Raw genomic sequence first — 25,160 nt, forward strand, 5'->3', positions numbered from 1 at the left:
CTCCTTTCAGCCGGGAATCCACAGCGCCCCCACCGCGATCAGCACGCCGAACAGATAGGACGGCACCAGGTAGTAGAGGGCGACCGGCACGAAGATGCGCGCCGGGTTGATGTCGGCGATGCCCGCGGCCACGTAGAGGGGCGCGGCGCCCGGTGGTGAGCAGCCCTCGGAGGAGGCCCACACGATGACCGCGGCGAACGCCACGTGTGCGGGGATCCCGGAGGCGGTGAGCGCGGCGAAGGCGACGGGGCCGACGGCCGCGAGTGTGGAGGTGGTGTTGAGGGGGCCCGCGACGATGACGATGACCAGGCCCACCACGAGCGCGGCCACCCACGGAGGCACACCCTTCAAGTCATCGAGGTAGGGAGCGAGTTGCTCGCCGAGGCCGAGCCGGTCGAGGACCTCGGAGGCCGCGAACGCGGACACCATGGTCACACCCACGAGCCCCAGCTTCGGACCGATCTCGCCCAGCGTCCGCCACCAGTCACCGGCGCTCCCCGGCAGCGCCCGCCGCTCCACGAGGAGCCCGGCGATCAGCATCATCACCGGCAGCCACACCAGGAGCGGCACGGCGTCGGCGGCGTCGAGCCCGTCGAGCCGGTCCGTCGCCCAGTCGCGGCCCGGCGACGTCGTGAGCAGGACGGGCACCGCGACAGCGGCGAGGACCAGGAGCGAGGTCCAGCCCGCGCCGAACGACTGGCGCAGCGGCCGGATGTCCCCGGGCGCCATGGCGTCGACGCCCCGCCGCCGGACGATGACGTACGCGATGACGAGCCGCATCGCGACCATCCACGCCCCGGTGACGAACAGGGTGGCGACCACGTCGCGCGAGGAGAGCACCGGCACCACGGTCGGCGCGGCGAGCAGCACGAAGAACGCGCCGCTGAAGGGGAAGGTCGCGCCGACCCCCGCGTTGCCGGAGAGCACGAGCGCCGCCGTCTCGCCGCTGGCCCGCGACCGCTTCATCCACGGGATGGCCAGCGAGCCGACGGTGGCGACGATCGCCGCGCCGTTGTGCGCGACGGCGCCGAACAGGCCGGACGCGACCGTGGCGGCGTACGCGGAGCCGCCCTTGCGGCGGCCGAGCAGCGAGCTGAGGATGTCGATCATCCGGTGCACGAGCCCGGTGCGGGTGAGGAGTTCGCTGACGAAGACGAAGGCGAGGGCCGCGAACGTGATCTCCGACTTGAGTCCCTCGACGAGGCATTCCCACGCCACCCGTGGCGCGTCCGCGCCCCCGAACGCCGCGCTCGCGAGGAACCCGAGGATCATGGCCTCGCCGATGTTCCGTTTGAACCCCACGTTCCACACGATGATGACCCCGATGAACGCCACCAGGGCGAGGATCGCGTTCACGGGTGTGGCTCTTCCAGACCGGCCGCACGGTACGCGTCCTGTGCGGGCGCGGCCGTGAGGTGCCGCAGCAGCGCGGCGGGCTCGGGGCGGTGCGCGGCGTCCGCGCCGAGGGCGACCGACAGGTCCGTGTAGTGCTGGACCTCGCCGGGCAGCGGCCCCACGATGTGCGCGTCGGGCACGAAGCGCAGCTCGCTGAGCTGCTGCACGGCCAGATCCGCGCGCCCGTCCGTCAGGGCGAGGGCCGTGAACCCCTTCTGGACCACGGTGGCACGGGAGTTGACCTCCTCCGCGATGCCGAGCCGCTCCAGGAGCGCGGCGAACGCGACGCCGCTGGCCCCCGTACGGGAGTACGCCACCGAACGCGCGGAGGTCAGCGCCCGTACGAGCGCGTCGGCAGTGGAGACGTCCACGGCGGGCGCCCCTCGCGGCACGGCGACCCCGATCCCCACCCGGGTGAGCGGCCGCAGCGACGAGGCGTCGAGCACCCCGGCGGCGGCCAGTTTCTCCAGCGCGCCCGTCACACCCACCAGCACATCGGGGCGGGCCCCGGCCTCGATCTGGTCGAGCAGGACGTTGGTGGGCTCGTAGACGCCGTCGACGCCGATGCCGGTGGTGCTGGTGAACGCCTCCAGGAGGGTCTCGTCCAGCGCCTTCTTGATGGCGAGGGCGCTGAACAGACGTACAGAGACGGGGAGGTGAGAAGGAGCCAGCGCGGTGCGCTGCCGCTCGGTCAGGCAGGAGTGGTCCGTGCCGCGCAGCAACAGGTGGATCCGTGCCGTCTGCTCCAGCTCCTCGACGGCCTCCAGCGCCGCGTCCAGACCGGGAGCCGCCACGACGGGCCCGTGGTGGCGCAACAGCAGCGCCGCGTGCGCATGGGCCTTCTCCTCGGCGCACGCCGCGAGCCGTACGTCGCCGGGCGCGAAGTAGGGGAGCAGCGGGAGCCGCCCGACGCGCATGGCGTAGTACGCGGTGAGCGGCGGCAGCGCGTCGTCCGGGTCGAGGCCGTCGAGGCACGACACGGCGGCGGCGTACGGGGAGTGCGTGTGGACCACGGCGCGGGCGTCGGGTCGGGCCCGCAACACCGCCGCGTGCAGGAACGCCTCCTTCGACGGCGGTGGTCCTTCGAGGTGGGCCCCTGCCGCGTCGATGACGGACAGGTCCGAGGGGCGCACGGTCGCGAGGTCGGCGCCGGTCGGGGTGATGAGGATCGTGCCGTCGCCGGTGCGCAGCGAGACGTTGCCGGTGCGGCCGTGCACGAGCGAGCGGTCGGCCAGCGCGCGGGCGGTGGCGACGAGCGCCGCGCGCCCGGCGGGGTGCGCGAGGGGAGTGGTCATCGACGGTCTCCAAGGTGTCGTCCGTGCGGGGCGGTGGAGTGATCACGGGGCGGCGCGGAAGCGGTGGCGAGGAAGTCGGGGCCGCCGAAGTTCCCCGACTTGAGCAGCAGGGCGGCCGGGGTGCCGGACGTCGGGCGGATCCAGGGCACGCCGGGTGCGGCGGCCCTGCCGATCCAGCCGCCGCGGACGCCGAGCGCGGCCACCACGGCGCCCGACGTCTCACCGCCCGCCGCGATCACGCGCCGCACCCCGCGCGCCACGAGCCCGGCGGCGATCCGTCCGGTCGCCTCCTCAAGCACGGCAGCAGCCTGATCGGTCCCCAACACCTGCTGAATGGAGCGCAGTTGAGCGGGCGGCACGGAGGAGTGGAAGACGGGCGCTCCCAGGGGCGCGGCAGGCGGCAGCGCGTCGTACCAGTCGAGGGCGCGCCCCGCCAGCGCCGCCGGGTCGGGATCGGCGACGGGATCGAGCCGGTGCACCGGACGTCCCAGGGCCCGCAGGGCGTCGAGCTGCTCCAGGGTGCGCGCCGAGCAACTCCCGCACAGGACGGCCGCGGGCCAGTCGTCCAGCGGATCGCCGTCCTCGTCCACGTCCGGAGCCTCGTCCGCGACGGCGCGCGCGAGCCCTCCGGCGAGCCCGGCCGCCCCCGCCGTCAGCGGCGCGTCGGCGGCGACCCGGCCGAGCGTGCGCAGATCGTCCTCGGTCAGCGCGTCGGCAAGCAGATAGCGGTCCCCGCGCCCCGCGGCATCGGCGATCGCCGCACGCAGGGCCTCGATGCCGCCGCGTACGGTGTCCCACCGCACCAGACCGACCTGCCGTGCGGTCTGGGCCCGCAGCAGCCGGGGCAGTGACGAGTCCCGCATCGGCGTCAGGGGGTGGTCCCGCATCGGAGACTCCGCCAAGGGCACGCCGTTCACGAAGAGTTGACCCTCGTACTGCGTACGTCCGTGCTGTGGCGAACTGGGCGTCAGGAGCACCGTCGGCGCGCCCAGGGCAGCCGCGAGCGCGTCGAGGACCGGCCCGATGTTCCCCTGGGCGGTGGAGTCGAAGGTCGAGCAGAACTTGAAGTAGACCTGCCGTACGCCGTGTTCGCGCAGTCGGCGCAGGGCCGCGAGGGACTCCCGCACGGCGCTGGCGGGCGGCGCCATCCGGCTCTTGAGCGCGATGACCACCGCCTCGGGTTCGCCGGGCGGTGCCACATCGGCGCCCGGCACCCCGAAGTACAGGACGGTCCGCAGCCCGCTCTCGCGCAGCGCGAGGGCCACGTCGCTGGCACCGGTGACATCGTCGGCGATCACTCCGAGCACGACGCGCCTCCCCGCTCGACCCGGGCGCGCAGGGCACGGGCGGCCGCACGCGGTCCCGCGTGGACCGGCAGGCCGAGCGCGGTCGACAGCTCGTCGGCCCTCGGCGCGAGCGAGTACTGGGCGAGGAGTACGGCGTCCGCGCCCGCCGGATCGGGGAGTTCACCCGCGGCGACGACCTGTCCGACGGCCTCGACGGGGGAGTGGGCCGCACGCGCGGCGGCGCGGAAGCGGGCCAGCGAATCGTCGAGGGCCGCGTCGAACGAGGCGAGGACGAGCACCCGACGGTGCCCACCGGCGAGCGCCGCGTCGAAGGCCGCCGCGTCCGCCGCGAGCACCGGAACACCCGCGTCGGCGCGCTCCGCCAGGGGCCCGTACAGCGAACACGTCAGGAGTACGCCGTGGGCGCCGCCCTGTACGGCGTACGCGATGAGCCGCCGCATCCGGTCGGCGAGGGCCGGGGTGAGGCCGCCCTGTGCCGCGGCGTCGGTGAGCAGCGCGTCGTCGAGCAGGTGCCACGGCTCGGCCGCGGGGAAGGCGTCGGCGAGCCCGGCGGCGGCAGGGCCTGTCGCCGCGGGGGTGGCGCTGATCAGCGCGATGCGTGGACGGTACGAGGAGGTGCCGTTCATGCCGTCACCTCCGCGACCCAGCCGAGCCCGGCCCGCGTGCCGTGCGCGGGCCGGTACTCGCAGCCGAGCCAGCCCGCGTAGCCGCCCTCGCGCAGCGCGTCGAAGACGCGCGGCCAGCGGACCTCGCCGGTGCCGGGCTCGGTGCGGTCGGGCGGGTCGGCGATCTGGAGGTGCAGCGCGTACGGCAGGCAGGCGCGCACCGTGCGGACGAGATCTCCCTCGGTGACCTGGGCGTGGTACAGGTCGAGGAGCAGCCCGAACCGGTCGGTGCCGACGGCCTCGACGACGGCCGTGGCCCGCGCCTGGGTGCGCAGCAGGTAACCGGGCGCGTCCCGCTCGTTCTGCGCCTCGATGACGAGCCGTACGCCGGTGCCGTGCGCGCGGTCCGCGGCCCAGGCGAGGTTGGCGACGTAGGTGGCGAAGGCCCGCTCGGTGCTCACGCCAGGCGGCACGATGCCCGCCAGGACGTGCAGCAGTCCCGCGCCGAGCCCGGTCGCGTACTCCAGGCCGCGCTCGATCCCCGCGCGGAAGTCCGCGGTACGCCCCGGATGGCAGGCGAGCCCCGAACGATCCGGCGCATCGGGCTCCCCGGCGGGGGAGTTGATGAGCACCTGCCGCAACCCCGCGGCCCGCAGCAGTTCGCGCAGGCGCGGGGCGGGATACGGGTAGGGGGCGGCGTACTCGACCCCGGCGAAGCCCGCTTCGGCCGCGGCGTCGAAACGCCGCTCGAAGGGCAGCTCGGTGAAGAGCCACTTGAGGTTGGCGGCGAGCAGGGGGCCTTCCGGCACGCGCAGTGCGGGTGCGGGCTCCCCCGATCGGGCCCGCGAGGCTGACGCGGAGCGCTGCACAGGTATGCGCCCTGCCGTCATCACCGCACCCCCGCCCGCGACGCGACGGCCCCCGGACCGACGAGGTGTTCCGGGGTCCGGCCCGCGAGCACGTCGAGCACCTGTCGGGCGGCCATCAGGCTGGAGCGCGACCTGGCCTCGGCCGTCGCGCCCGCGATGTGCCCGGTGACCAGGACGTTGTCGAACGCCCGTAGCGGGGAGTCCGGCGGCAGTGGTTCCCGCTCGGTCACGTCTAGGGCGGCGCCCGCGAGCCGCCCTTCGGCGAGCGCGTCGGCGAGGGCCTGTTCGTCGACGACGCCGCCCCGCGCGGTGTTGATCAGATACGCGCCGGGGCGCATCCGGCGCAGCGCGGCGCCGTCGATCAGATGCCGGGTCGACGCGTCGAGCGCGAGGTGCAGCGTCACGAAGTCGGCCTCGCTCAGCACGCCGTCCAGGGACAGCGCGGCGACACCGGTCTCCGCGAGGAACGCGCGGTCCGGGAGCGGGTCGTGGCCCACCACGCGCATGCCGATGGCGAGACCGAGCCGTGCCACGGTCCGCCCGATCGAGCCGAGCCCCACGACGCCGAGCGTCGCACCCGCCAACTCCCGCCCGCTGGGCGCCGACCAGCCGCCCGCCCGTACGTCGGCGACGCTCTGCGGGATGCCCCGCGCGCAGCCGACGAGCAGGCCGAGCACGTGCTCGGCGACCGCGATCCGGTTGGCGCCGGGGGAGTGGGTCACGGCGATGCCGAGCCGGGCGGCGGCGGCCACGTCGACGTTGTCGTACCCGGCACCGCAGCGGCCGACGACCCGCAAGCCGGGGGACGCCGCCAGCACGTCGGCCGTGAACGGGTCGGTCCCCGCGACGATGCCGACGGCGGCCGCGCGGGCGACGGCGGAGCGCAAGGACCGCACGTCCGCCCCGTCCTGTTCGCCCGCCCCGTCCCGGTCGGCGGGCCTGGCGAAGAGGGTGCGGAATCCGGCGTCGCGCAGCAACTGGTCGACCTCGCCGCCGGGTTGGAGGTACGCCGTGGTCACCAGCACACACGGGGCGTCGTCACGAGCATCGTCGGCACGCACAGGGATCCTCCTTGATCCATCGCTATACTATAGCGATATGCAAAATAATATAGGATCGAGTCGCGATCAAGAGGAGGGAAGGGCTGCGCTAAGGTCGGGCCTCGAAGGAGGCACGATGGCTACGACCCGCCCGTCCGCCCGGCAACCCCTGGCCGACAAGATGTACGAGGTGCTGCTCGGGCAGTTCATGGACGGACTCTGGTCACCCGGCCAGTCCCTCAACATCGGGGCCCTCACCCGCGAGCTGAACGTCAGTCAGACGCCGCTCCGCGAAGCCCTCGCGCGCCTCGAACACACGGGCCTGGTACGGCGCGAGGCGCTCAAGGGCTACCGCGTCGCACCGCTCTTCACCGAGCGCGAGCTGATCAAGCTGATGGACGCGCGGCTCGTCCTGGAACCGGCGATGGTCCACGAGGCCGCGCGCCGCACCACGCCGGAGTTCCTCGCCGAGCTCAAGGCGAGCATCGACGAGCTCAAGCACTGCGCGGACGCGCCGCGTTCGGCATCGGTGCGCGCCTACTGGGCCGCCGACGAGCGGTTCCACCTGCGCATCGCCGCGCAGTGCGACAACCCGTTCCTGGAGAGCGCCTACCGCTCGCTCGGCGGCCACGTGCAGCGCTTCCGGCTCTTCACGGAACTGGGCGCCTCGGAGGCCGAGTCACCGGCCAGGGAGCACACGGCCGTCTACGAGGCGATGGCGGCGGGCGACGCGGAAGGCGCGGCGAAGAAGATGCGTCGGCACATCGAGAACGCCAAGGCGCGGGCCCTCACCGACCGTCAAGCGGTGGACGAGGACTGACGCCGGGCGGCGGCCGTCAGCCTTCGCGGCGCACCCGGGCCGCCCTGCGCGCCTCGGCGAGCTTGCGGGCCTCACCCGACTTGCGGGACTTGCCACCGGTGCCACCCGTGCCGCGCGAGGCGTCCTTGCTGGTACCGATGCCGCGGAAGGGCGCGTTGTGGTTCTTGGCCTTCGGCGCGGCGGGCCCGCCGTCGAGCGGGACACCGGACGGCTTCCTCGCCCCGGTGATCCGGCTCAGCTGCGCCTCGCCCGAACGCACCTTGGTGACCGTCGCCTCAATGCCCGCCTCACCCATCAGACGGCTCACCTCGCGGCGCTGGCCCGAGAGCACCAGCGTCACGACGCGGCCCGACTCACCGGCACGGGCGGTGCGGCCCGCGCGGTGCAGATAGTCCTTGGGGTCGGTCGGCGGGTCGACGTTGACCACCAGATCGAGGTCGTCGACGTGCAGGCCGCGGGCCGCGACGTTGGTCGCGACCAGGACGGTGATCTTGCTGGCCTTGAACTGCGCGAGGGTCCGGGTGCGCTGCGGCTGGGACTTGCCGCTGTGCAGCGCGGCGGCGTCCACGCCGCTGGCCCGCAGATGCTTGGTGAGCTGGTCCACGGAGTGCTTGGTGTCCAGGAACAGCAGGACGCGGCCGTCGCGGGCGGCGATCTCCGTGATGACGGCGTACCGGTCGGGGCCGTGCACGACCAGCACGTGGTGGTCCATCGTCGTGACCGCGCCCGCGGACGGGTCGACCTCGTGGACGACCGGGTCGTGGAGGTAGCGGCGGACCAGGCCGTCGACGTCCTGGTCCAGGGTCGCCGAGAACAGCATCCGCTGGCCGTCGGCGGGCACCTGGTCGAGCGCCTCGGTGACCTGCGGCAGGAAGCCCATGTCGCACATCTGGTCGGCCTCGTCCAGGACGGTGATCCGGACCCGGGCGAGGCGGCAGGCCTTGCGGTCGATGAGGTCGTGCAGCCGGCCGGGCGTGGCCACGACGACCTCGGCCCCTTCGCGCAGCTGGGCGGCCTGGCGACCGATCGACATGCCGCCGACGACCGTGGCGAGACGCAGCCGGAGCGCCTCCGCGTACGGGGCGAGCGCCTCGGTGACCTGCTGGGCCAGCTCCCGGGTGGGCACCAGGATCAGCGCGAGCGGCTGCTTCGGCTCCGCGCGGCGACCCGCCGTACGGGCGAGGAGCGCCAGGCCGAAGGCGAGCGTCTTGCCCGACCCGGTGCGCCCGCGGCCGAGGACGTCCCGGCCCGCGAGGGCGTTCGGCAGCGTCGCCGCCTGGATCGGGAAGGGCTCGCGCACCTCCTGCTCGCCGAGCGTGCGCAGCAGGGCGGCGGGCAGTTCGAGGTCGGCGAAGGAGGCGACCGGGGGCAGCGCCGGGGTGGCGTCGCCGTGCGTGGTGCTGGTGCGGTCCGCGTCGGTCATGACGAGCCTTCCGTAGGCGTACGTACCGAGGAAGGCACGGCAGGAATGAGGGGCCGACGCGGGCGGGGATCCGGGCGGGCGGAGTCACCGGGCGTCGACGGTGCAAACGTCTGAGGCTAACACGGAGTGACAGGGCGGCGGCTCGGTGCAGTGGCGTGCGGGGTGCCCGCCTCGGCCTCCGGGACATCCCGGTGCGGGCCCGCACCGTGCGGTGCGATGCGGGCCCGGGGGCGTCGGCCTGACTCAGAGACCGAACTCCTGCGGGGAGACGTTGAGCGCGGCGCACGCCTCACGCAGGACCTGCTCCTCGGCCGGGGCGATGTACCCGTCGGCGCCCGCGACGACGAAGCCGGTCTGGACGACCGCCTTGGCCTCCGTCGGCTTCTTCGCGGCCTTGGCGATCTCCTGCATGGCCTCCGTCTTGCCGTGCTGGAAGTTGGCCGCCAACTGGTCGACGTGCTTGTTGAACCGCTGCCGCAGCTGCTCGGGCGGGAAGTTCTGCAGGACGTCGTTCTGCACGATCAGGGATTCCACGTGCTGACGCTCGGCCGGGTCCACCGATCCGTCGGCGGCCGCGACCAGGGCACACATGGCCATGCTCGCGTCGCGGTAGGAACCGCTCTTGAGCTCCGTCTTGAGGGAGGTGAGCTGGGACTTGAGCATGCCCACGAGCTGGGCCTTCGATCCACCGCCGGACCCCGAACCGCGCGTCCCGTGCCCGCCGGAGCTCCGTCCTCCCTGCGACTGCAGACCCTTGGCCTGGTCCTTGAGCTTGTCCCACATCGCCATCCGTGCCACCTCGGCTACCCGTGTCGTTCCTACGTGCGCGCGGCGATCCGCGCGTCTTCTTGGCAACGCCTTTACCCGACGCGAAGTTCCTGGGCGGAGTTCACCCGCGCGGCAATCGTCCGAGCGCAGGTCAGGGACTCGGTGTGCGTCGTGTCCACCTCCAAGTCGTAACTCACGCCGTCGTGCGCCACGCGCGCCTGGGACGCGGCCATTCCCTTGGCGCGGTCGCCCCGCGCGACCTCACGGGCCGCGGCGACCTCGCTGTCGCATCTGACGCCGACCCACAGCGCGTTCACCTCGCCGACGGCCCACTGCCACCGCTGCTGGCTCGCCGCACCGCCGAGGAAGACGTCGTCGACGATGACCCGCGCGCCGGACCTGGCCATCGCCACGACGCCCGCCATCCAGGCCGCCTCCAGCGCGCGGAAGTCCGCCCCGATGTTCACCCCGCCGTCCGCGTCGAACCCGATTCCGTCGTCCGACGTCTGCGTCTTCGCGGGCATCGCTTCGATGAGCGAGTCGATCCCGAACGCCAGCCACGGATCCGGGAGTACGTCCTGAAGGCAGCGCACGATCCCGGTCTTCCCCGAGCTGGAACCGCCGTTGAGAATGATCATCCGAACCGTCACCGCGCCACAGTAGGGCGGGCGCCGGGCGATGCGCAGGGATTTTCCGGTGGGACGCGCCTGCGAGACTTCAGCTCATGACCACAGAACAACGCCGGATCCTCGTCATAGGCATCGGCGCGGGCGACCCCGACCATCTGACCCTGGGCGCGGTGAAGGCGATCCGCCGGGCCGACGTCTTCTTCGTCGTCGGCAAGGGACAGGACAAGTCGGCCCTGACGGACCTGCGCCACCGCATGCTGGAAGAACACGCGCAGGCCCCCTACCGGGTCGTGGAAGTGCGGGACCCGAGCCGGGACCGGCGCCCCATGGACCGCTCGGACTACGCGAGCGCCGTGCAGGACTGGCGAACCCGGCGCGGGGACATCTTCGAGCGGCTGATGCGCGAGGAGATGAGCGCGGGGGAGACCGGCGCGTTCCTCGTATGGGGCGACCCGTCCCTGTACGACAGCACGCTGGGGATCCTCAACGACATCGAGGAACGGGGTTCGGTGTCCGCGACCGTCGAGGTCATTCCCGGCATCACCAGCGTGTCGACGCTCGCCGCCCGGCACCGGATCCCGGTGAACCAGGTGGGCCGTCCGCTGCACATCACCCCGGCCCGCCGCCTCGGGGACGTGGGCCAGAACGACGACGGCGACATCGTCGTCATGCTGGACGCGCACGAGTCGTTCACCCAGGTGGAGGGGGACGACGTCTGGATCTACTGGGGTGCCTACCTCGGCACGCCCGACGAACTTCTCGTCGCGGGCCCGCTAGGGGAAGTGGCCGACCGCATCCGGCACTTGCGGGCCGAGGCGCGTGCCCGGCACGGCTGGATCATGGACACGTATCTGCTGCGCATCGCGAAGTCACCGGACGAATGAGCCGGTCTTCGGAGGACCAACGGCACCTCTAGCCGGACCAACGTCATCTCTCGCCGTGGTGGCCTTCGCGGGGGACGACGGGGTCCATGGGAGCGGCACGAGGGGCTTCTGCACCGCTTGGACCACACCGTCGCCGTTCCCGACGGCCGCTCCTATCCGCAGGTCGCCGCCACCCTGGGGCCGACGCGTACGGCCGACTGGCTGTGCCGGAGCCAGGAGATCGACGAGGTCGCCGTCCGCGCGGACGCGCACGGCGGGCGCCTGGGCTGGCGGCAGGTCGGCCAACCCGCTCCCGGCGGGTCCGACGTGGCGGTCTTCCTCGGCCCCGGCCACCCCGCCGACCTCACCGCCTGCCCGGCGTCGAGCTGAACCCCGGCCGGGCTGTTCCCGTCAGCCTCAGTCGTGGGCCGGGGCGGCGTCGCGCTTGCCGGACCAGGCGGCCCACAGCGTGGCGTAGGCGCCGCCCGCGTCCTTGAGCCGCTCGTGCGGACCGCTCTCGACGACCCGGCCGTGTTCGAGCACCACGACCCGGTCGGCGGTGGCGGCCTGCGTCAGGCGGTGGGCGACGATCAGCGCGGTGCGCCCGTCGAGCGCCGCCCGCGCGGACCGTTCCAGAAGACGTGCGCCCGCGCTGCCCGCCTCCGCCGTCGCCTCGTCGAGGACGGCGACGAGCGGATCGGCGAGCACCAGCCTGGCCAGGGCCAGTTGCTGTGCCTTGGCCGCGTCGAGGCTCTGCGCCCCCTCACCGACGACGGTGTTCAGACCGTCCGGCAGCGCTTCGGCCCAGGCCAGCGCGTCGACGGTGGCGAGCGCCGCCCGCAGCTCTTCGTCCGTCGCGCCGGGGCGCGCCAGGCGCAGGTCCTCGGCGAGCGTTCCGGCGAAGACGTGCAGCTCCTGCGAGACGAGCACGGCCGCGGGCCTGCCGTCGGCGCGGTCCGCCGACCGGACATCGCCGTGCGTGGGCGGCTGCACCCCGGCGAGGATCCGCGCGAGGGTGCTCTTGCCCGCGCCGCTGGTGCCGACGAGCGCGACGTGTTCGCCCTCGCGCAGGGCGAGATCGACGTCGTGCAGGACGGGGGACCCGGTGGTGTAGGAGTGGCTGACGCCGCGCACGGAGACGAAGGCGTCGTCCGGGCCCGCGGCCGATCCGGGCACGGCCCCGCGCTCGGCCTCCGTCTCGTCGGGCAGATCCGTGACGCCCACGAGCCGGGCCAGGCCCGCGGTCGCCGACTGGGCGTCGTCGAGCAGCACGAGGGCCGCGTTGATCGGCCCGAAGAGGTTGTGGAAGTAGAGCGCGGCGGCCGTCGCGGTGCCCACCGAGACGGCGTCCTCGCGGACCAGGACGAGCCCGGCGAAGAGGACGCCGACCAGACCGATGTACTCGCCGATGTGCAGCCGCCCGTAGAACCCGAGCACCAGGCGTACGCCGCGCAGCCGCAGGCCGACCGCCTCGCGGGAGCGGTCGGCGACGCGCTCGGTGTGCTCGTCCTCCAGGAGGTGGGCGCGCACGGTGTCGGCCCCGCCGATCGTCTCCAGGAGTTGCTGCTGCTGCGCGCCGGTCGCGATGCGCTGACGCGAGTAGAGCGGGATGGCCCTGCGTACGTACCAGTGGGCTGTCCACGCCTGTACGGGTACGGCGAGCAGCGCCGCGAGCAGGAAGCGCCAGTCGAGGACGGCCAGGGCGACCAGGGTCAGCACGATCGTCAGCGAGGAGCGGGCCAGCTCGGGCAGCGCCGAACGGACCGCCTCCGACATGCGGGCCACGTCGTCGGTGACGCGCGCGGTGAGGTCTCCCGCGCCCGCGCGTTCGATGCGGTCGGCGGGCAGGTTCAGGGCACGTTCGACGAACCGCTCGCGCACCCGGGCGAGCACGGATTCGCCCAGCTTGGCGACCATGCTCATGCCCAGCGAGGTCGCCGCTCCCTGCACGAGCGCCACGACGGCGAGCAGCACGACGGGCAGCGTCAGCACGTTGGGCGACACGGTGCCCGTGCCCTTGGCGGCATCGGTCACCAGGTCCACGATCCGGCCGAGCAAGGGCTGGGTGAGCAGCCCGACGGCGGTCGCGGCGACCAGTACGAGCCCGGACCGCACGGCCAGACTCCGGTCGGGGCGCAGCAGTTCGAGCGCGGCGGCGCGGGTCCTGCGGCCGGTGGCGGTGGGCAGCAGATCCGTCGCGGGGGCGGTCGAGGGGTCCGGCGCTTCCGGCGGTACGGGACGGTCGGTGGCCTCGGAGACCTCGGTCGGCTCGACGGGTCCGGTCGGCTCGATGGGCTCGGTGTCCTGAACCCTGGATGTCGCGCTCATGCGAGGACCGCCGTCCGGTAGAGGGAGCTGCGCCGCACCAGTTCCTCGTGGGGCGCTTCGTCGGCGAGCCTGCCGCCGTCGATGAGGGCGACCCGGTCGGCGACGGCGAGCAGCGCGGGGCTGCTGGTGACGAGGATGGTGGTCCGGCCGCGCCGGAGCTCGCGGATGCCGGTGGCGATGCGGGACTCGGTCGCGGCGTCGATGGCCGTGGTCGGGTCGTGCACGACCAGGACGTCACGGTCGGCGGCAAGGGCGCGGGCGAGCGCCACGCGCTGGCGCTGTCCGCCCGACAGGGACCTGCCGCGCTCGCCGACCGGCGCGTCGAGACCGCCGGGCAACGACGCGGCGACCTCGTCGGCGCGCGCTGCCGCCGCTGCCGGGTGGGTGCTGGCGCCGATGGCCGTGATGTTGTCCCGGAGCGATCCGGCGAACAGTTCGGCACCGTGCTCGGCGACGAGGACGCGGGAGCGCAGGCTGCGCGGCGCGAGGTCGGTGAACGGCACGCCGTCCAGTTCGAGGCGGCCCGCATCGGGGTCCACGCGGCGCGCGAGGCAGCGGACGAGGGTGTCCGCGTGGGCGGGCTCCGTGACGACGACGCCGACGAACTCGCCGGGGGCGACGGTCAGATCGACGCCGTCGAGCCCCTCGTGGACGAGCCCCGACAGACGCAGGGAGCCGCGCGGGGCGCCGTCACCACCCGGGGCAGCGGAATCGGCGGGGTCCTTGGCCCCGGCAGCGGCGCCTGTCCCGGCGATGTCCCCCGGCGTGGCGAGCACCTCGGCGACGCGGCCCGCGGAGGCGCGGGAGCGGGCGACCTCCGCGGCCATCCACGAGATCACCTGCAGCGGGCCCGGAATGAACAGGGCGAGACCCACGGCCGCCACCAGCTCGCCGAGCCCGATGCTGCCTGACAGCACGAGCCGCCCGCCCACCAGTGCGACCAGCGCGATGAACACGCCGGTCAACGCCTGCATCAGGCCGGTCTGCACCGCCTCGGCGCGCGCCGCGCGCACCGTGGCGTCGAGCGAGGCGCGGCTGGTGAGCCGGTAGCGGTCCGACGCGGCACGCTGGGCGCCGAGGCCCTGGAGCACGCGCACCCCCGCGACCAGGTCGGCGGCCACGCCCGATGCGTGGGCCGCGCGCTCCTGTTCGGCGTGGCTGCGGTGTTCGAGCGGACGGGCGAGCAGCTGACCGAGCCCCATGAGCACGGGGGTGCCGAGCAGGATGAGCAGGCCGAGCGGGACGGAGGCGCGCAGCAGCAGGATCGCTCCGGCCGCCAGGCCGACGGCCGCCGAGAAGCCGAGCGGCAGCACGAAGGCGACCGAGCCCGCCCGCCGGGCGTCCTCGGTGGCCACGCTGACCAGGGCACCGGGCGGCCGCCCGGTGGAGGCACCGCCGCGCGGGTCGAGCACCCGGCGCATCAGGCGCATCCGCAGGCTGTGCCCCGCGTACTCCTTGGCGTACTCCCCGGCGCGGGAGCCGAGCTGGAAGCCGCCGGAGAGGAAGACGTAGACGACGGCGAGGACCAGCGCCCAGCGCGCGAAGGAGGCGACGTCGGGGTGGACGATCGCGCGGTCGACGATGACGCCGATGAGAACGGGGATGAGCGCCTCGCCGATCTGGTGCGAGGCGCCGAGCACGCAGCCCGCCGCGACGCGACGCCGCTCACCCGCCACCACGCCCCGCAGGACATCACGCCCGCTCCGGCGTGCGTCGTCGTGCATTCTGCTCTCTCTTTCCACAGCCCCACCCCGAAAAGTCAGGTAAGGCTAACCTGATGATCCTGAACAGGGGAGAGCTGGGGTGCGACGACCGGATCGGGCCCGGCAGGGGGCCAAGATCGGCATGTACATAAAGTATCCGCATGCCCGAGGACTCCCCGCTCATACAGAGCTTGCGCACGGCCGTCGACGCGGCCCCCGGCGACGTACCCCTACGCCTGCACCTGGCCGAGCTGTTGCTGGCCGAGGGGCGGCAGGACGCCGCGGTCACGGAGGCGGCGGTCGCGCTGCAGCACGCGCCGGGGGACGAACAGGTCCGGGCGCTGATGATGCGGGCGATGAGCGGGCCCGCCGCCCCCGCGGCCTCGGTGGAACACCACCCGTCCGCGTCGGCCCCGGCACCCGCCCCTCGCACCGGCTTCGACTGGCGGGCCGCCGCCGACCAGGTCGGCGACGTGCTCCCGCCCCGCTTCGTCGAGTCCGTCGAGCCGCCCCTGACCGCCGACGGCAGCGGCGATCCCGGCGACGCGGAGGCCTGGGACGTCAGCGGCCCCGACGCCCCCGGCACGATCCGCCTCGCCGACGTCGGCGGCATGCGGGAGGTCAAGGAGCGCCTGGAGGCCGCGTTCCTCGCGCCCATGCGCAACCCCGAGCTGCGCAAGCTGTACGGCAAGAGCCTGCGCGGCGGACTCCTCCTGTACGGGCCGCCCGGCTGCGGCAAGACGTTCATCGCCCGTGCGATCGCCGGTGAACTCGGGGCGGGGTTCCTGTCCGTGTCGGTCAACGACGTGCTCGACATGTGGATCGGCAACTCCGAACGGAACATGCACGAGATCTTCCAGGCCGCCCGCCGCCAGGCCCCGTGCGTGATCTTCCTGGACGAGCTCGACGCACTGGGCGCCAAGCGCAGCCGCACCCAGCACAGCGGCCTGCGCAACACCGTCAACCAGCTCCTCACCGAGCTGGACGGCATCGACTCCGCGGCCAACGAAGGCGTGTTCGTGCTCGCCGCCACCAACGTCCCCTGGGACGTGGACATCGCGCTGCGCAGGCCCGGACGCCTGGACCGCACACTGCTCGTGCTGCCGCCCGACGCCCAGGCCCGCGAGGCGATCCTCCGCTACCACCTGAAGGAACGCCCCGTCGAGAACGTCGACCTCGGCAAGCTCGTCAAGGTCACCGACGGCCTCTCGGGCGCCGACCTCGCCCACGTGTGCGAGGCGGCGGCGGAGACCGCGCTGCTCGACTCGGCGCGTACCGGCACGGTCCGCATGATCGGCATGAAGGACCTGCTGGGGGCCGCGAAGCAGACCGTGCCCTCCTCCGAGCCGTGGTTCGCCACCGCGCGCAACGTCGCCATGTACGCCAACGACGGCGGCACGTACGACGACTTGATCACCTACCTGAAGAAGAAGCGGAAGCTGTGAGCACGCTGCACCCGACCGTCGAGCAGGCCCAGGCGCTGCTCGAACTCGAACGCTACGACCAGGCGGGAGCCCTCCTCGGCCGCCGTCTCGCGGAGGACCCCGGAGACATAAGGGCCTGGGTCAGCATCGGCTACTGCCACCTCAACACGGAGCGTGTGGAGCAGGCGAAGGAGGCGGCGGCCGAAGCGCTCAAGCTGGACCCCGAGGACTACGGCGCGCTCAGGCTGAGCGCCCAGGCGATGGTGCGCGACAACGGCTGGCTGCACGTCCAGCCCGTCCTGCGCGAGCTGATACGGGTCGCCCCGCAGGACCCGTTCGCGTACGCGATGCTCGCCGACGCCGTGTGGCGCGCCGCCCTGGTCCAGTACGCCAAGGAGTCCGGCGCCAGGCAGCTCAGCACCCAGGACGTCGACCGGCTCTCCGGCGAGGCGGCCGAACTGGCCATGGAGGCACTGCGCCTGGGCCCCGAGAACGTCTACGTCCACGAGATCGCCCACCGCATCGCGAGCATGGCGGGCAACGGCACGGTCGCCAATCAGCTCGACGAGGCCATCCTCCGCATCGATCCCACGCACGCCGAGGCGCTCGCCCGCCAGACCAAGCGGGCCGCCGAGGCGCCGGGAGTGGGCGCGGGCCAGGCCGCCGACCTGTACGCGGACGCGCTCGCCGCGGACCCGGGATCCCCGGTCATGCGCCAGCAACTCGACCACGCCACCTACCGCCTGCTGCGCGGCACGCGCTGGCTCGCGGTGATCTGCGTGGTCGCGGCGGGCGCCATGGTCAACCTCTTCCCCTCCGCCGAAGAGCCCGCCCCGGAGTTGCCCATTCCGGTGGGCCAGCGCCTCTGGGTCCTCGTGGTCATGGCCGCGATCTGGGCCTTCGGCGCCGTGCGCCGCTACCGGCGACTGCGCGCGGGTGTCCAGCTCAACGCCCGCTCCCTGATCCGCCGCGGCCGCTGGGCCCGCGTCGTCGTGGCCCAGGCGGCCTGGGCCATGCTCTGCGCCCTGCTGATCGCGGAGATCCCCTGGACGGAACGCTCGGTGCCGCAGCTCATCTTCTGGGCGGGACTCGCCCCGACGGCGGCCACGATCTGGTTCGACAGGAAGAAGACCGGCTAGGACCCGCTCGGCACGCTCGGCGGGCCCGGTACGACGGACGGGCGGACGCACACCGGCGATGGCCGGTCGCGGTCTGCCCGTCTGCTTGTCCGCCCGTCCGCTTGTCAGACGTGTGACGTCACCAGTTGTAGACGATGTCCCCGTGGCTGTTGACCATCTTGAACGTGCCGTCCCCCTGGTCGATCACGCACCCGTAACCGCCGTCCCCCGTGTCTCCGCAGAAGGTGGAGGCACTGGCCGGGCTCGTCACGGCGAACGCGCCGCCCGCGAGGACACCGGCGGTCGCGAGGGCGACGGCGAGCCGCCTGACCCGCCCGCGGCGCGGCGTGGTGGTGTTGCGCGGCATGGATAGCTCCTTACTTCCTGAATTCCCATGAGTTGTCGGTCAGTTGGGGGTTCGTAGTGATCTGCCGGTCGGATTGGCCGGGTGTTATGGTCCGCCGCATGGCTGAACTGATCGCTCCCACGCCGCGGCTGCACTCCTCATGGCTCGCGGCGCGCGACGAGTGGGAGCCCGATGCGCATCAGGACGGGGCCGGTCTGCGACTGGTCGGCGACGACGACCTCGAAAGCCCGGAGGGCTTCGCCGCGTGGCCGAGCGGCTGCGACGGCAGGCGGACCGGTCGCGGCCCGTCGGTGAGGGGAGCGTCCACGCGACCCACTGGTGGATCGCCGACGGCGAGACGTACCTCGGGGCGATCGACCTGCGGCACTCCCTGAACGCCTTCCTGCTGGAAGGCGGCGGACACATCGGCTACAGCGTCCGGCCCTCCGCCAGGCGACGCGGTCTCGCCTCGTGGGCACTGGGGGCGGTGCTGCTCAAGGCGCCGGAGTTCGGTCTGGACCGTGTCCTCCTCACCTGCGACGACGGCAACGTCGGCTCGGCGCGCACCATCGAACGCAACGGCGGCGTCCTCGAAGACGTGCGCAGCACCGAAACGGGGGTCAAGCGCCGCTACTGGATCACCATCGCCTCGCCGACGTCGGCCTCACCCACCCTCCGCGCCGCTCGCGAGACGGCGGCGCCACCAGAGGTCGGCACGGTACTGCCGCTGCCGGGCGAACGGATCGGGCAGCGTCCGCTCTAGGTACACCGCGTCCAACGGCCGTACCCGGCGCACGAGTTCGGCGCGCGGCCGGGGAGGCAGTTGCCGCAGGACCTGGTCCAGTACGTCCCGGGCGTGCCGTACGTCGTCGAACGAGCAGCCGCGGCACGAGCACTGCGCGACCCGCGGATACAGGGGGCGCCGCCCCGTCGGCCGCAGGAACGCCCGGTACTCCCGCAACGCGCGGTCGGTGGCGCCCGGGTAGAGGTAGTAGTCGCCGGAGAGCCTCTCCACCCGGTCTATCGCGTCGCTGGTCCTGGCCGAGAGGCCGTGGACACGGGTCGGGGGTGCACTCCGCGGAGCGCGAGGGTCGGCGCGTGGGGTGGCGCGAGGGGCGGCACCAGGGATGAGCTGGGCGGCGCGCAGCGCGCCGGGCCGGTTACGGGGCATCGGCCTTTCGGTACGTGATCATGTGCGCCATCATGCGGCACCAACGCCACATTGACCAGGGAGAGCCCGAAACATGCCGCCGATGCCGATGCCGATGTCCGAGCGGGATCCGCTGCGTGCCGCGCGCCTGGCGCGCTACGAGGAGGTGAGCACCCGGCTCGCCCTGCTGAGCGACCACCGGCTCGGCGAGGCTGTTGCTGCCGCCGTCCCGCTCGGCGAGGGCATCGGCGGCAGGTCGGCGGAGCTGGACGTCGCCGGGACGCGGGTCTTCGTCAAGCGGGTCCCCCTGACGGACGTCGAGCTGCGACCCGCGAACGTGCGGTCGACGGCGAACGTCTTCGGGCTGCCGACGTTCTACCAGTACGGGGTGGGCTCGGCGGGATTCGGCGCCTGGCGGGAGCTCGCCGCGCACACCATGACCACCAACTGGGTGCTCGGCGACGCCTACGCGGGGTTCCCGCTGACGTACCACTGGCGGATTCTGCCCGACAGGCCTCCCGAAGGGTTCACCGACGAGTTCGGGGCCTGGCGGGGCCGTCGCCCACTGGGAGGGATCACCGGCCGTCCGTGATCGCCTGGAGGCCATCGGCGGCGCGTCGTTCAGCCTGGTGCTCTTCCTGGAACACGTGCCGCACACCCTCGCCGGATGGCTGGCCGCCCGCGACGCGGCCGGTGACGAACCGACGGAGGGCGGCGGCCCGCCTCCCGCCTGGATCGAGGAAGAACTCGCGCGCGGCGCCGCCTTCATGAGCTCCCGCGGACTCGTGCACTTCGACGCCCACTTCGCCAACGTCCTGACCGACGGCCGCCTGCTCTACTTCGCCGACTTCGGGCTCGCCCTGAGCTCCGGCTTCGACCTGTCGCGGGAGGAGAGCCGGTTCCTCACGGACCACCTCGCGTACGACCACTGCTACACCGCCGCCTTCCTCCTCAACCACCACCTGCTCGACGCTGTACGGGGCGCGGCGGACCGCGACGCCTTCCTGCGCGACTGGATCGCGGACCGGCGCCCGGACGGCATACCGCCCGAGACCGCGGCCATCATCGAACGGCACGCCCGCACCGCTCTCGTCCTGAACTCTTTCCACCGCGGCCTGCTCACCGAGAGCAAGCGGACACCGTTCCCGGCACGCGAGATCGAACGCGCCCGCCGACCCACCGCCCCCTCGCACCGGAGGACCCCGTGACCACGACACCGGCCGTCGCTCCCGGCCTGCTGCTCGGCATCGACATCGGCACGTCCTCCGCCAAGGGCGTCCTCACCAGGACCGACGGCACGCTCGTCGCCGAGGCGCGGCGTGAGCACGCGACGGCCACGCCGCGGCCCGGCTGGTTCGAGCACGACGCGGACGCGGTGTGGTGGGACGACTTCCGTTCCCTGGCAAGGGAGTTGACGGCACAGGTGCCAGCGGGGGAGTCCCTCGCCGCGGTCGGGGTCAGCGGCATCGGGCCCTGTGTGCTGCCCGCGGACGCGCGGGGCAGGCCGGTGCGCGCGGCCATTCTGTACGGCGTGGACACGCGGGCGGTCGACGAGATCACCGAGCAGAACGAGCGCTACGGCCCCGAGGAGATCATCCGCCGCTGCGGCTCACCCCTGACCAGCCAGGCGATCGGCCCCAAACTGGCATGGCTGCGTCGCCACGAGCCCGAGGTGTACGGGTCCACCAGCCGCTGGTACATGGCCAGTTCGTACCTCGTGCACCGGCTCACCGGGCGGTACGTCCTCGACCACCACTCGGCGAGCCAGTGCACGCCGCTGTACGACCTGGCGGCCCGCGCCTGGATCGAAGAGCGCTGCGACGAGATCGCGCCGGGCCTCCAGTGGCCCGAGCTGGTCTGGCCCAGCGAGGTCGTGGGCGGCGTGACCCGCGACGCCGAGGTCCTCACCGGCATCCCCGCGGGCACTCCCGTCGTCGCGGGCACCGTCGACGCCTGGGCGGAGGCGGCGGGCGTCGGCGTCGCCGCCCCGGGTGACGTCATGCTGATGTACGGCACGACGATGTTCGTGATCGGCATCCTGGCGAAGCCGCTGACCAGCCCGCGTCTGTGGGGTACGGCGGGTGCGTTCGAGGGCACCTACTGCCTCGCGGCGGGCATGGCGACGTCCGGCGCGGTCACCGGGTGGCTGCGGGACCTGACCGGTTCGTCGTACGAGCAACTCACGTCAGAGGCGGGTGAGTTGCCGCCCGGTGCCGAAGGGCTCGTGATGCTGCCGTACTTCGCGGGGGAGCGCACCCCGCTCTTCGACCCCGACGCCCGCGGGCTCGTGCACGGTCTGACGCTGCGGCACGGGCGGGGTCACCTGTACCGGGCGGCGCTGGAGGCCACCGCGTACGGCGTGCGGCACAATCTCGCCGCCATGAGGGAGACGGGTGCCGCCGCCGAACGCCTCGTGGCGGTCGGGGGCGGCGCTCGCGCGCTGTGGACGCGGATCGTCTCCGACGTCACCGGACGCGCGCAGCACCTGCCGCGGCACACCATCGGTGCCGCGTACGGCGACGCGTTCCTCGCGGCCGTCGGCGCGGGGCTCGCCGGGCCCCGCGACATCGCGCACTGGAATCCGACGGTCGAAGTGGTCGCCCCTGATCCCGCCGCTTCGGCGGTCTACGACGAGCTCTACGGGCTCTATCTGGACCTGTATCCGGCGACCCGCGAGGCCGCGCACGTCCTCGCGTCCCGGCAGCGCGCGGACGACGCGCGCTCCCGGGACGCCTGAGGGGCTAACTCTTGGGCGGCGCCGCGTTGTTGGTGTTCACATGGACGTAGTCCACGACGAGCTGTTGCGGGAACGTCGTGCTGCCGTCCGGGTCGCCGGGCCAGTAGCCGCCGACCGCGAGGTTGAGGATCAGGAAGAACGGCTTGTCGAAGACCCAGCGGTTGCCGTTGAGGTCGGCCGGGGTGCGGGTCTGGTAGACGTTGCCGTCGACGGACCAGGTGACCTTGTTAGGCGACCAGTCCACCGCGAAGGTGTGGAACTTGTCCGCGAACGCCTCGCCGCCCGGCAGGGTGTAGCCCGCGCCGATGCCGCCGGAGCCGGAGTAGCCGGGGCCGTGCAGCGTGCCGTGCACGGTGCCCGGTTCGAAGCCGACGTTCTCCATCACGTCGATCTCACCGCTGTTCGGCCAGCCCACGTCGCCGATGTCGGCGCCGAGCATCCAGAACGCGGGCCACATGCCCTGGCCCCTCGGCACCTTCATGCGCGCCTCGACGTGGCCGTACGTCTGCGTGAACTTGCCCGCGGTGTTCAGTCGGGCCGAGGTGTACTCGCACTTGCCGTACCAGCACTGGTAGTTGCCGGGGTTCTCCTTGCGGGCGGTGATGACCAGGTTGCCCTGGCCGTCGAGTGCGGCGTTGTTGTTGCCCGCGGTGTAGTACTGCCGCTCGTGGTTGTTGACGTTGTCGCCGGTCTCGACCTGCCACTTCGCGCCGTCGACCGCCGCCCCCGCGGGGCCGTTGAAGTCGTCGGTGAACGTGGCGGCCTTGGGCGCGGCGGCGGGGGAGCGGGGCGCGGAATCGGCGGAGGCTCCGGTGGGGAGCGCGGCGATGCCGACGACGCCGCAGGTCAGGGCGAGCGCGCCGATTCTGGTGCGGCGGCGACTTGAGGGGGCGGGGGAGGAGGAAGGAGAGGGAGAAGGACGCACTGTCATCACATCGCTTCGCGTGGGGGGCGGTGACGGTAATGCTTTTAAGGCATGCGCATGACAAGCCAGTGTCGAGAACTGAACGCGGCGAGCGGTCCGTCGCGGCGCTTTGTTCAGTACTTGATTTAAGGCAGCCCTCGATGTCACGTCAAGGAGTTGGTGCGGACCAACCTGCCGATCCGCGACGCGGCGCTGTCCGCCCGCACCCGCGTCGGTCAGTTCAGCCGCGTCTCCGTGAGGAGCACCACGCCGTCCGACGCGGGAACGAAACCCAGCACCGGGCTCCCGCTGTCGCCCTCGGCGGTCATCGTCACCGGCTTGCCGAGGCGGCGACCGACCGTGGCCAGGAAGGCGCACAGGAGGTCCACCCCGCACTGGCCCTGCAGCTCGCGGAGGTCGATGTCGAAGGCGATCTCGTCGGCGGACGTCGGGCGGAAGATCATCAGGACCTCGGGGGCGGGCCAGACCCGCAGGACGACCGTATCGGCGTCGGCGGGACGCGCCAGGACCTCCGCCGCGGGCGGCAGTCGTCCCGCGATGCCGCCCTCCAGGTACTCCCACGGCCAGCCGCTCGAACGGACCAGATCGAATACCGCCTGCCAGTCCGTCACCGAGGTTCCCGCCACGGACACATCCGGCAGGGCCCCCACCGCCTCGGGGTCGAAGAGGTCCCTGACGTCGTCCCACACGAGATCCGGCATGGCGCCATGCTGCCTGCCGAATCCTTTTGGCGCAGCCCGATCCCGCCGACGAACGGTCCACGCGGCCCCGGTTGGCCTGTCTTGATCGCCTCGCCGCGCCACGTTCCGTCCCGGCTCGCCCGCGTCAACTCGCGCGCATCAAGCGGTACATGCCGATCGAGTCGTGCGTGGCGGTGTCTGCGAAGCCGAACTTCTCGTAGAGGTGGCGTGCGGGACCGTCCGCGATGAGCGAGACGTACGCGGTGTCGGGCGCCCTGCGTTCCAGCTCCTCGGTGAGCGCGGCCATGATGCGGCCGCCGAGCCCCCGTCCCTGGTGCGCGGGGTGCACGCAGATGTCGACGATCTGGAAGGCGGTGCCGCCGTCGCCGATGATCCGGCCCATGCCGATGGGCTCGCCCTCGTGGTGGAGCACCACGCCGTACCACGTGTTCGGCAGCGCGAGCGCGACGGCTTCGGGGGCCTTGTCGGAGAGGCCCGCGTCGGTGCGCAGTCGGCGGAAGGTCTCGACGGGCGGTACCCCGGGAGGGATTTCGTAAGAGTCTCTCTCGGTGCGCATGGCTTACATGCTAGTGGGTCGGGGGGATTGTCGAGTTGTCATGGTGCGGTCGGCCCGTGGGGCCGATACTTCGCCGGGCAGGCCGATCACCCGACGACGGAGGGCAATCGATGAAGTTGAAGGCAAGCACGGGGCTTCGCACCGGCTCACGCGGGCCGCGACACGGCATCGCGGCGGGACTCGCCCTGGCCGCCGCTGTCGCCGCGGCGACAGCGGGAGTCCTCGCACCCGCCCCCGCACACGCGGCACCGGCCTGCGCGGCCACCGCATCGGCGCCGCCGGTACGGGTGGCGCACATCCCCGACTGGGTCGAGTCGATCGCCGTCGACGCGCGGGGCCGGATGTTCGCCACCGCGTACTTCACGGGCCGCGTCTACCGCATCGACGCGCCGGGCCGCACCCCCGTGCCGCTCACCGGGAACGTGGGCGCCAACGGCGGGATCGTCGTGCGGGACGACGGGAAGCTCCTCGTCGGCACCGGCAACGACCTCCTGCACTCGGTCACCGGCGACGCCTTCCCGTCGTCGGAACTTCTCCTCGTCGACCCGGAATCCGGCGCGGTCACCACCTACGCGTCCGGACTCGGCGGCATCGACGGCATCGCCCTCGCGGCAGACGGCACCGTGTACACCACGACCCTGGGCGGCCGGAACATCGGCCGCGTGACACCGGACGGGAAGGTCGACCCCGCCTGGTCCAAGGTGCCCCAGCCCAACGGGATCGCCGTCTCACCGGACGGGAAGCAGGTCTACGTCGTACAGACCACCGTCGCCCCCGGCCTGTACAAGATTCCCGTCGACGACCCGGCGCACCCGCGACGCTGGATCTCGGCCTCCCCGGCCGACGTCCTCGCCCTCCCCGACGGCCTGACCCTGGACAGCGCGGGACGCCCGCTCATCGCCACGCACGGCGCGGGCCAGATCTGGCGGGTGGAGGACGGGGCCCTGTGCGCCGTCGAGTCGGGACTGCACCTGTCCACGCAGATCACCTACGGACGCGGCGACCGCGGATTCTCGGCGGGCAAGCTCTATCGGTCGGGCGTCGACGGGAAGATCTACGAAGTCCCGGCGGGCGCCGACCCGTACGCCGGGTAACGGGACGCTTGCCAGGTGAGCCGTGTCTCACCTGCCCGGCGCGGCTTGTCTATGCAACAAGTTG

Annotated in this window: 24 protein-coding genes and 1 pseudogene; 9 read left to right on the forward strand and 16 right to left on the reverse strand. The window is 72.9% G+C overall.

Annotated elements, in window-relative coordinates; all coding sequences use genetic code 11:
* Positions 1-6: 6 nt before the first annotated feature.
* The 6 genes from CP970_RS42560 to CP970_RS42590 all read right to left on the reverse strand — a co-directional run bounded on the left by CP970_RS42560 (position 7) and on the right by CP970_RS42590 (position 6,532).
* Entirely contained in the window at positions 7-1,356 is a 1,350-nt protein-coding gene (locus tag CP970_RS42560) for an SLC13 family permease (RefSeq protein ID WP_055553259.1), read from the reverse strand.
* Positions 1,353-2,690 (reverse strand): class II aldolase/adducin family protein, encoded by a 1,338-nt coding sequence (locus CP970_RS45360; protein ID WP_079043870.1) that lies wholly within the window; start codon positions 2,688-2,690, stop codon positions 1,353-1,355. The genes CP970_RS42560 and CP970_RS45360 overlap by 4 nt, the downstream gene beginning before the upstream one ends.
* On the reverse strand, positions 2,687-3,997 hold the full coding sequence (gene otnK / locus CP970_RS42575; RefSeq protein WP_055553261.1) for a 3-oxo-tetronate kinase: 1,311 nt from the start codon (positions 3,995-3,997) through the stop codon (positions 2,687-2,689). The genes CP970_RS45360 and otnK overlap by 4 nt, the downstream gene beginning before the upstream one ends.
* On the reverse strand, positions 3,985-4,623 hold the full coding sequence (locus tag CP970_RS42580; protein WP_055553263.1) for a hypothetical protein: 639 nt from the start codon (positions 4,621-4,623) through the stop codon (positions 3,985-3,987). Before CP970_RS42580 ends, otnK begins: the two co-directional genes overlap by 13 nt.
* The gene (locus CP970_RS42585) at positions 4,620-5,411 is read right to left on the reverse strand and encodes a hydroxypyruvate isomerase family protein (RefSeq protein WP_055553266.1); all 792 of its coding nucleotides are present in this window, start codon (positions 5,409-5,411) and stop codon (positions 4,620-4,622) included. Before CP970_RS42585 ends, CP970_RS42580 begins: the two co-directional genes overlap by 4 nt.
* An 80-nt stretch (positions 5,412-5,491) precedes the next feature.
* A complete protein-coding gene (locus tag CP970_RS42590) occupies positions 5,492-6,532 on the reverse strand; it encodes a phosphoglycerate dehydrogenase (RefSeq protein ID WP_224059040.1) in 1,041 nt (346 codons plus the stop codon).
* A 115-nt stretch (positions 6,533-6,647) separates the two neighbouring features.
* Here CP970_RS42590 and CP970_RS42595 point away from each other — a divergent pair, with 115 nt between their 5' ends.
* Complete coding sequence (locus CP970_RS42595) at positions 6,648-7,331, forward strand: GntR family transcriptional regulator (protein ID WP_055553268.1); 684 nt, start codon at positions 6,648-6,650, stop codon at positions 7,329-7,331.
* A gap of 16 nt (positions 7,332-7,347) precedes the next feature.
* On the opposite strand, the gene CP970_RS42600 is transcribed toward CP970_RS42595, so the two are convergent.
* The 3 genes from CP970_RS42600 to cpt all read right to left on the reverse strand — a co-directional run bounded on the left by CP970_RS42600 (position 7,348) and on the right by cpt (position 10,160).
* Positions 7,348-8,754 (reverse strand): DEAD/DEAH box helicase, encoded by a 1,407-nt coding sequence (locus tag CP970_RS42600; RefSeq protein WP_055553271.1) that lies wholly within the window; start codon positions 8,752-8,754, stop codon positions 7,348-7,350.
* 243 nt (positions 8,755-8,997) lie between these two features.
* A complete protein-coding gene (locus tag CP970_RS42605; RefSeq protein WP_055553273.1) occupies positions 8,998-9,543 on the reverse strand; it encodes a tellurite resistance TerB family protein in 546 nt (181 codons plus the stop codon).
* A gap of 71 nt (positions 9,544-9,614) precedes the next feature.
* Complete coding sequence (gene cpt, locus CP970_RS42610) at positions 9,615-10,160, reverse strand: chloramphenicol phosphotransferase CPT (RefSeq protein WP_055553275.1); 546 nt, start codon at positions 10,158-10,160, stop codon at positions 9,615-9,617.
* An 86-nt stretch (positions 10,161-10,246) separates the two neighbouring features.
* Between cpt and cobF the strand changes: the two genes are divergently transcribed.
* Together cobF and CP970_RS42620 are read left to right on the forward strand one after the other, a co-directional pair.
* Positions 10,247-11,035 (forward strand): precorrin-6A synthase (deacetylating), encoded by a 789-nt coding sequence (gene cobF, locus CP970_RS42615; protein WP_055553277.1) that lies wholly within the window; start codon positions 10,247-10,249, stop codon positions 11,033-11,035.
* Between the two features lie 117 nt (positions 11,036-11,152).
* Positions 11,153-11,404, forward strand: a complete 252-nt coding sequence (locus CP970_RS42620) for a hypothetical protein (RefSeq protein WP_055553279.1) — start codon at positions 11,153-11,155, stop codon at positions 11,402-11,404.
* Between the two features lie 27 nt (positions 11,405-11,431).
* Here CP970_RS42620 and CP970_RS42625 read toward each other — a convergent pair whose 3' ends face one another.
* Together CP970_RS42625 and CP970_RS42630 are read right to left on the reverse strand one after the other, a co-directional pair.
* Entirely contained in the window at positions 11,432-13,342 is a 1,911-nt protein-coding gene (locus tag CP970_RS42625; protein ID WP_079043872.1) for an ABC transporter ATP-binding protein, read from the reverse strand.
* Complete coding sequence (locus CP970_RS42630) at positions 13,339-15,066, reverse strand: ABC transporter ATP-binding protein (RefSeq protein WP_150494666.1); 1,728 nt, start codon at positions 15,064-15,066, stop codon at positions 13,339-13,341. The genes CP970_RS42625 and CP970_RS42630 overlap by 4 nt, the downstream gene beginning before the upstream one ends.
* Before the next feature lie 140 nt (positions 15,067-15,206).
* Here CP970_RS42630 and CP970_RS42635 point away from each other — a divergent pair, with 140 nt between their 5' ends.
* Together CP970_RS42635 and CP970_RS42640 are read left to right on the forward strand one after the other, a co-directional pair.
* The gene (locus tag CP970_RS42635) at positions 15,207-16,490 is read left to right on the forward strand and encodes an ATP-binding protein (protein ID WP_150494668.1); all 1,284 of its coding nucleotides are present in this window, start codon (positions 15,207-15,209) and stop codon (positions 16,488-16,490) included.
* Positions 16,487-17,608 carry a tetratricopeptide repeat protein gene (locus CP970_RS42640; protein ID WP_224059044.1) on the forward strand — a complete coding sequence of 374 codons (1,122 nt, stop codon included), beginning with the start codon at positions 16,487-16,489 and terminating at the stop codon, positions 17,606-17,608. Before CP970_RS42635 ends, CP970_RS42640 begins: the two co-directional genes overlap by 4 nt.
* A 118-nt stretch (positions 17,609-17,726) precedes the next feature.
* On the opposite strand, the gene CP970_RS42645 is transcribed toward CP970_RS42640, so the two are convergent.
* Positions 17,727-17,954, reverse strand: coding sequence for a hypothetical protein (locus tag CP970_RS42645; RefSeq protein ID WP_150494671.1), 228 nt, complete (start codon positions 17,952-17,954; stop codon positions 17,727-17,729).
* 244 nt (positions 17,955-18,198) lie between these two features.
* Here CP970_RS42645 and CP970_RS42650 point away from each other — a divergent pair, with 244 nt between their 5' ends.
* The gene (locus tag CP970_RS42650) at positions 18,199-18,696 is read left to right on the forward strand and encodes a GNAT family N-acetyltransferase (protein WP_224059046.1); all 498 of its coding nucleotides are present in this window, start codon (positions 18,199-18,201) and stop codon (positions 18,694-18,696) included.
* On the opposite strand, the gene CP970_RS42655 is transcribed toward CP970_RS42650, so the two are convergent.
* Positions 18,598-19,104 carry a hypothetical protein gene (locus tag CP970_RS42655; protein ID WP_224059048.1) on the reverse strand — a complete coding sequence of 169 codons (507 nt, stop codon included), beginning with the start codon at positions 19,102-19,104 and terminating at the stop codon, positions 18,598-18,600. The genes CP970_RS42650 and CP970_RS42655 overlap by 99 nt on opposite strands.
* A 94-nt stretch (positions 19,105-19,198) precedes the next feature.
* On the opposite strand from CP970_RS42655, the pseudogene CP970_RS42660 reads away from it, so the two are divergent.
* Both CP970_RS42660 and CP970_RS42665 read left to right on the forward strand, forming a co-directional pair.
* A pseudogene (locus tag CP970_RS42660) lies at positions 19,199-20,291 on the forward strand (protein kinase family protein).
* Positions 20,288-21,820 (forward strand): FGGY-family carbohydrate kinase, encoded by a 1,533-nt coding sequence (locus tag CP970_RS42665; protein ID WP_150494672.1) that lies wholly within the window; start codon positions 20,288-20,290, stop codon positions 21,818-21,820. Before CP970_RS42660 ends, CP970_RS42665 begins: the two are co-directional and overlap by 4 nt.
* 4 nt (positions 21,821-21,824) lie before the next feature.
* On the opposite strand, the gene CP970_RS42670 is transcribed toward CP970_RS42665, so the two are convergent.
* The 3 genes from CP970_RS42670 to CP970_RS42680 all read right to left on the reverse strand — a co-directional run bounded on the left by CP970_RS42670 (position 21,825) and on the right by CP970_RS42680 (position 24,002).
* Positions 21,825-22,751 (reverse strand): glycoside hydrolase family 16 protein, encoded by a 927-nt coding sequence (locus tag CP970_RS42670; protein WP_150494673.1) that lies wholly within the window; start codon positions 22,749-22,751, stop codon positions 21,825-21,827.
* Between the two features lie 209 nt (positions 22,752-22,960).
* Positions 22,961-23,446, reverse strand: coding sequence for a hypothetical protein (locus CP970_RS42675; protein ID WP_055545028.1), 486 nt, complete (start codon positions 23,444-23,446; stop codon positions 22,961-22,963).
* A 124-nt stretch (positions 23,447-23,570) separates the two neighbouring features.
* Positions 23,571-24,002, reverse strand: coding sequence for a GNAT family N-acetyltransferase (locus tag CP970_RS42680; protein ID WP_055545027.1), 432 nt, complete (start codon positions 24,000-24,002; stop codon positions 23,571-23,573).
* 110 nt (positions 24,003-24,112) lie between these two features.
* Here CP970_RS42680 and CP970_RS42685 point away from each other — a divergent pair, with 110 nt between their 5' ends.
* Positions 24,113-25,096 carry an SMP-30/gluconolactonase/LRE family protein gene (locus CP970_RS42685; protein WP_055545026.1) on the forward strand — a complete coding sequence of 328 codons (984 nt, stop codon included), beginning with the start codon at positions 24,113-24,115 and terminating at the stop codon, positions 25,094-25,096.
* The last annotated feature ends 64 nt before the right edge of the window (positions 25,097-25,160 follow it).

The organism is Streptomyces kanamyceticus (assembly GCF_008704495.1).
GTDB lineage: Bacteria > Actinomycetota > Actinomycetes > Streptomycetales > Streptomycetaceae > Streptomyces > Streptomyces kanamyceticus.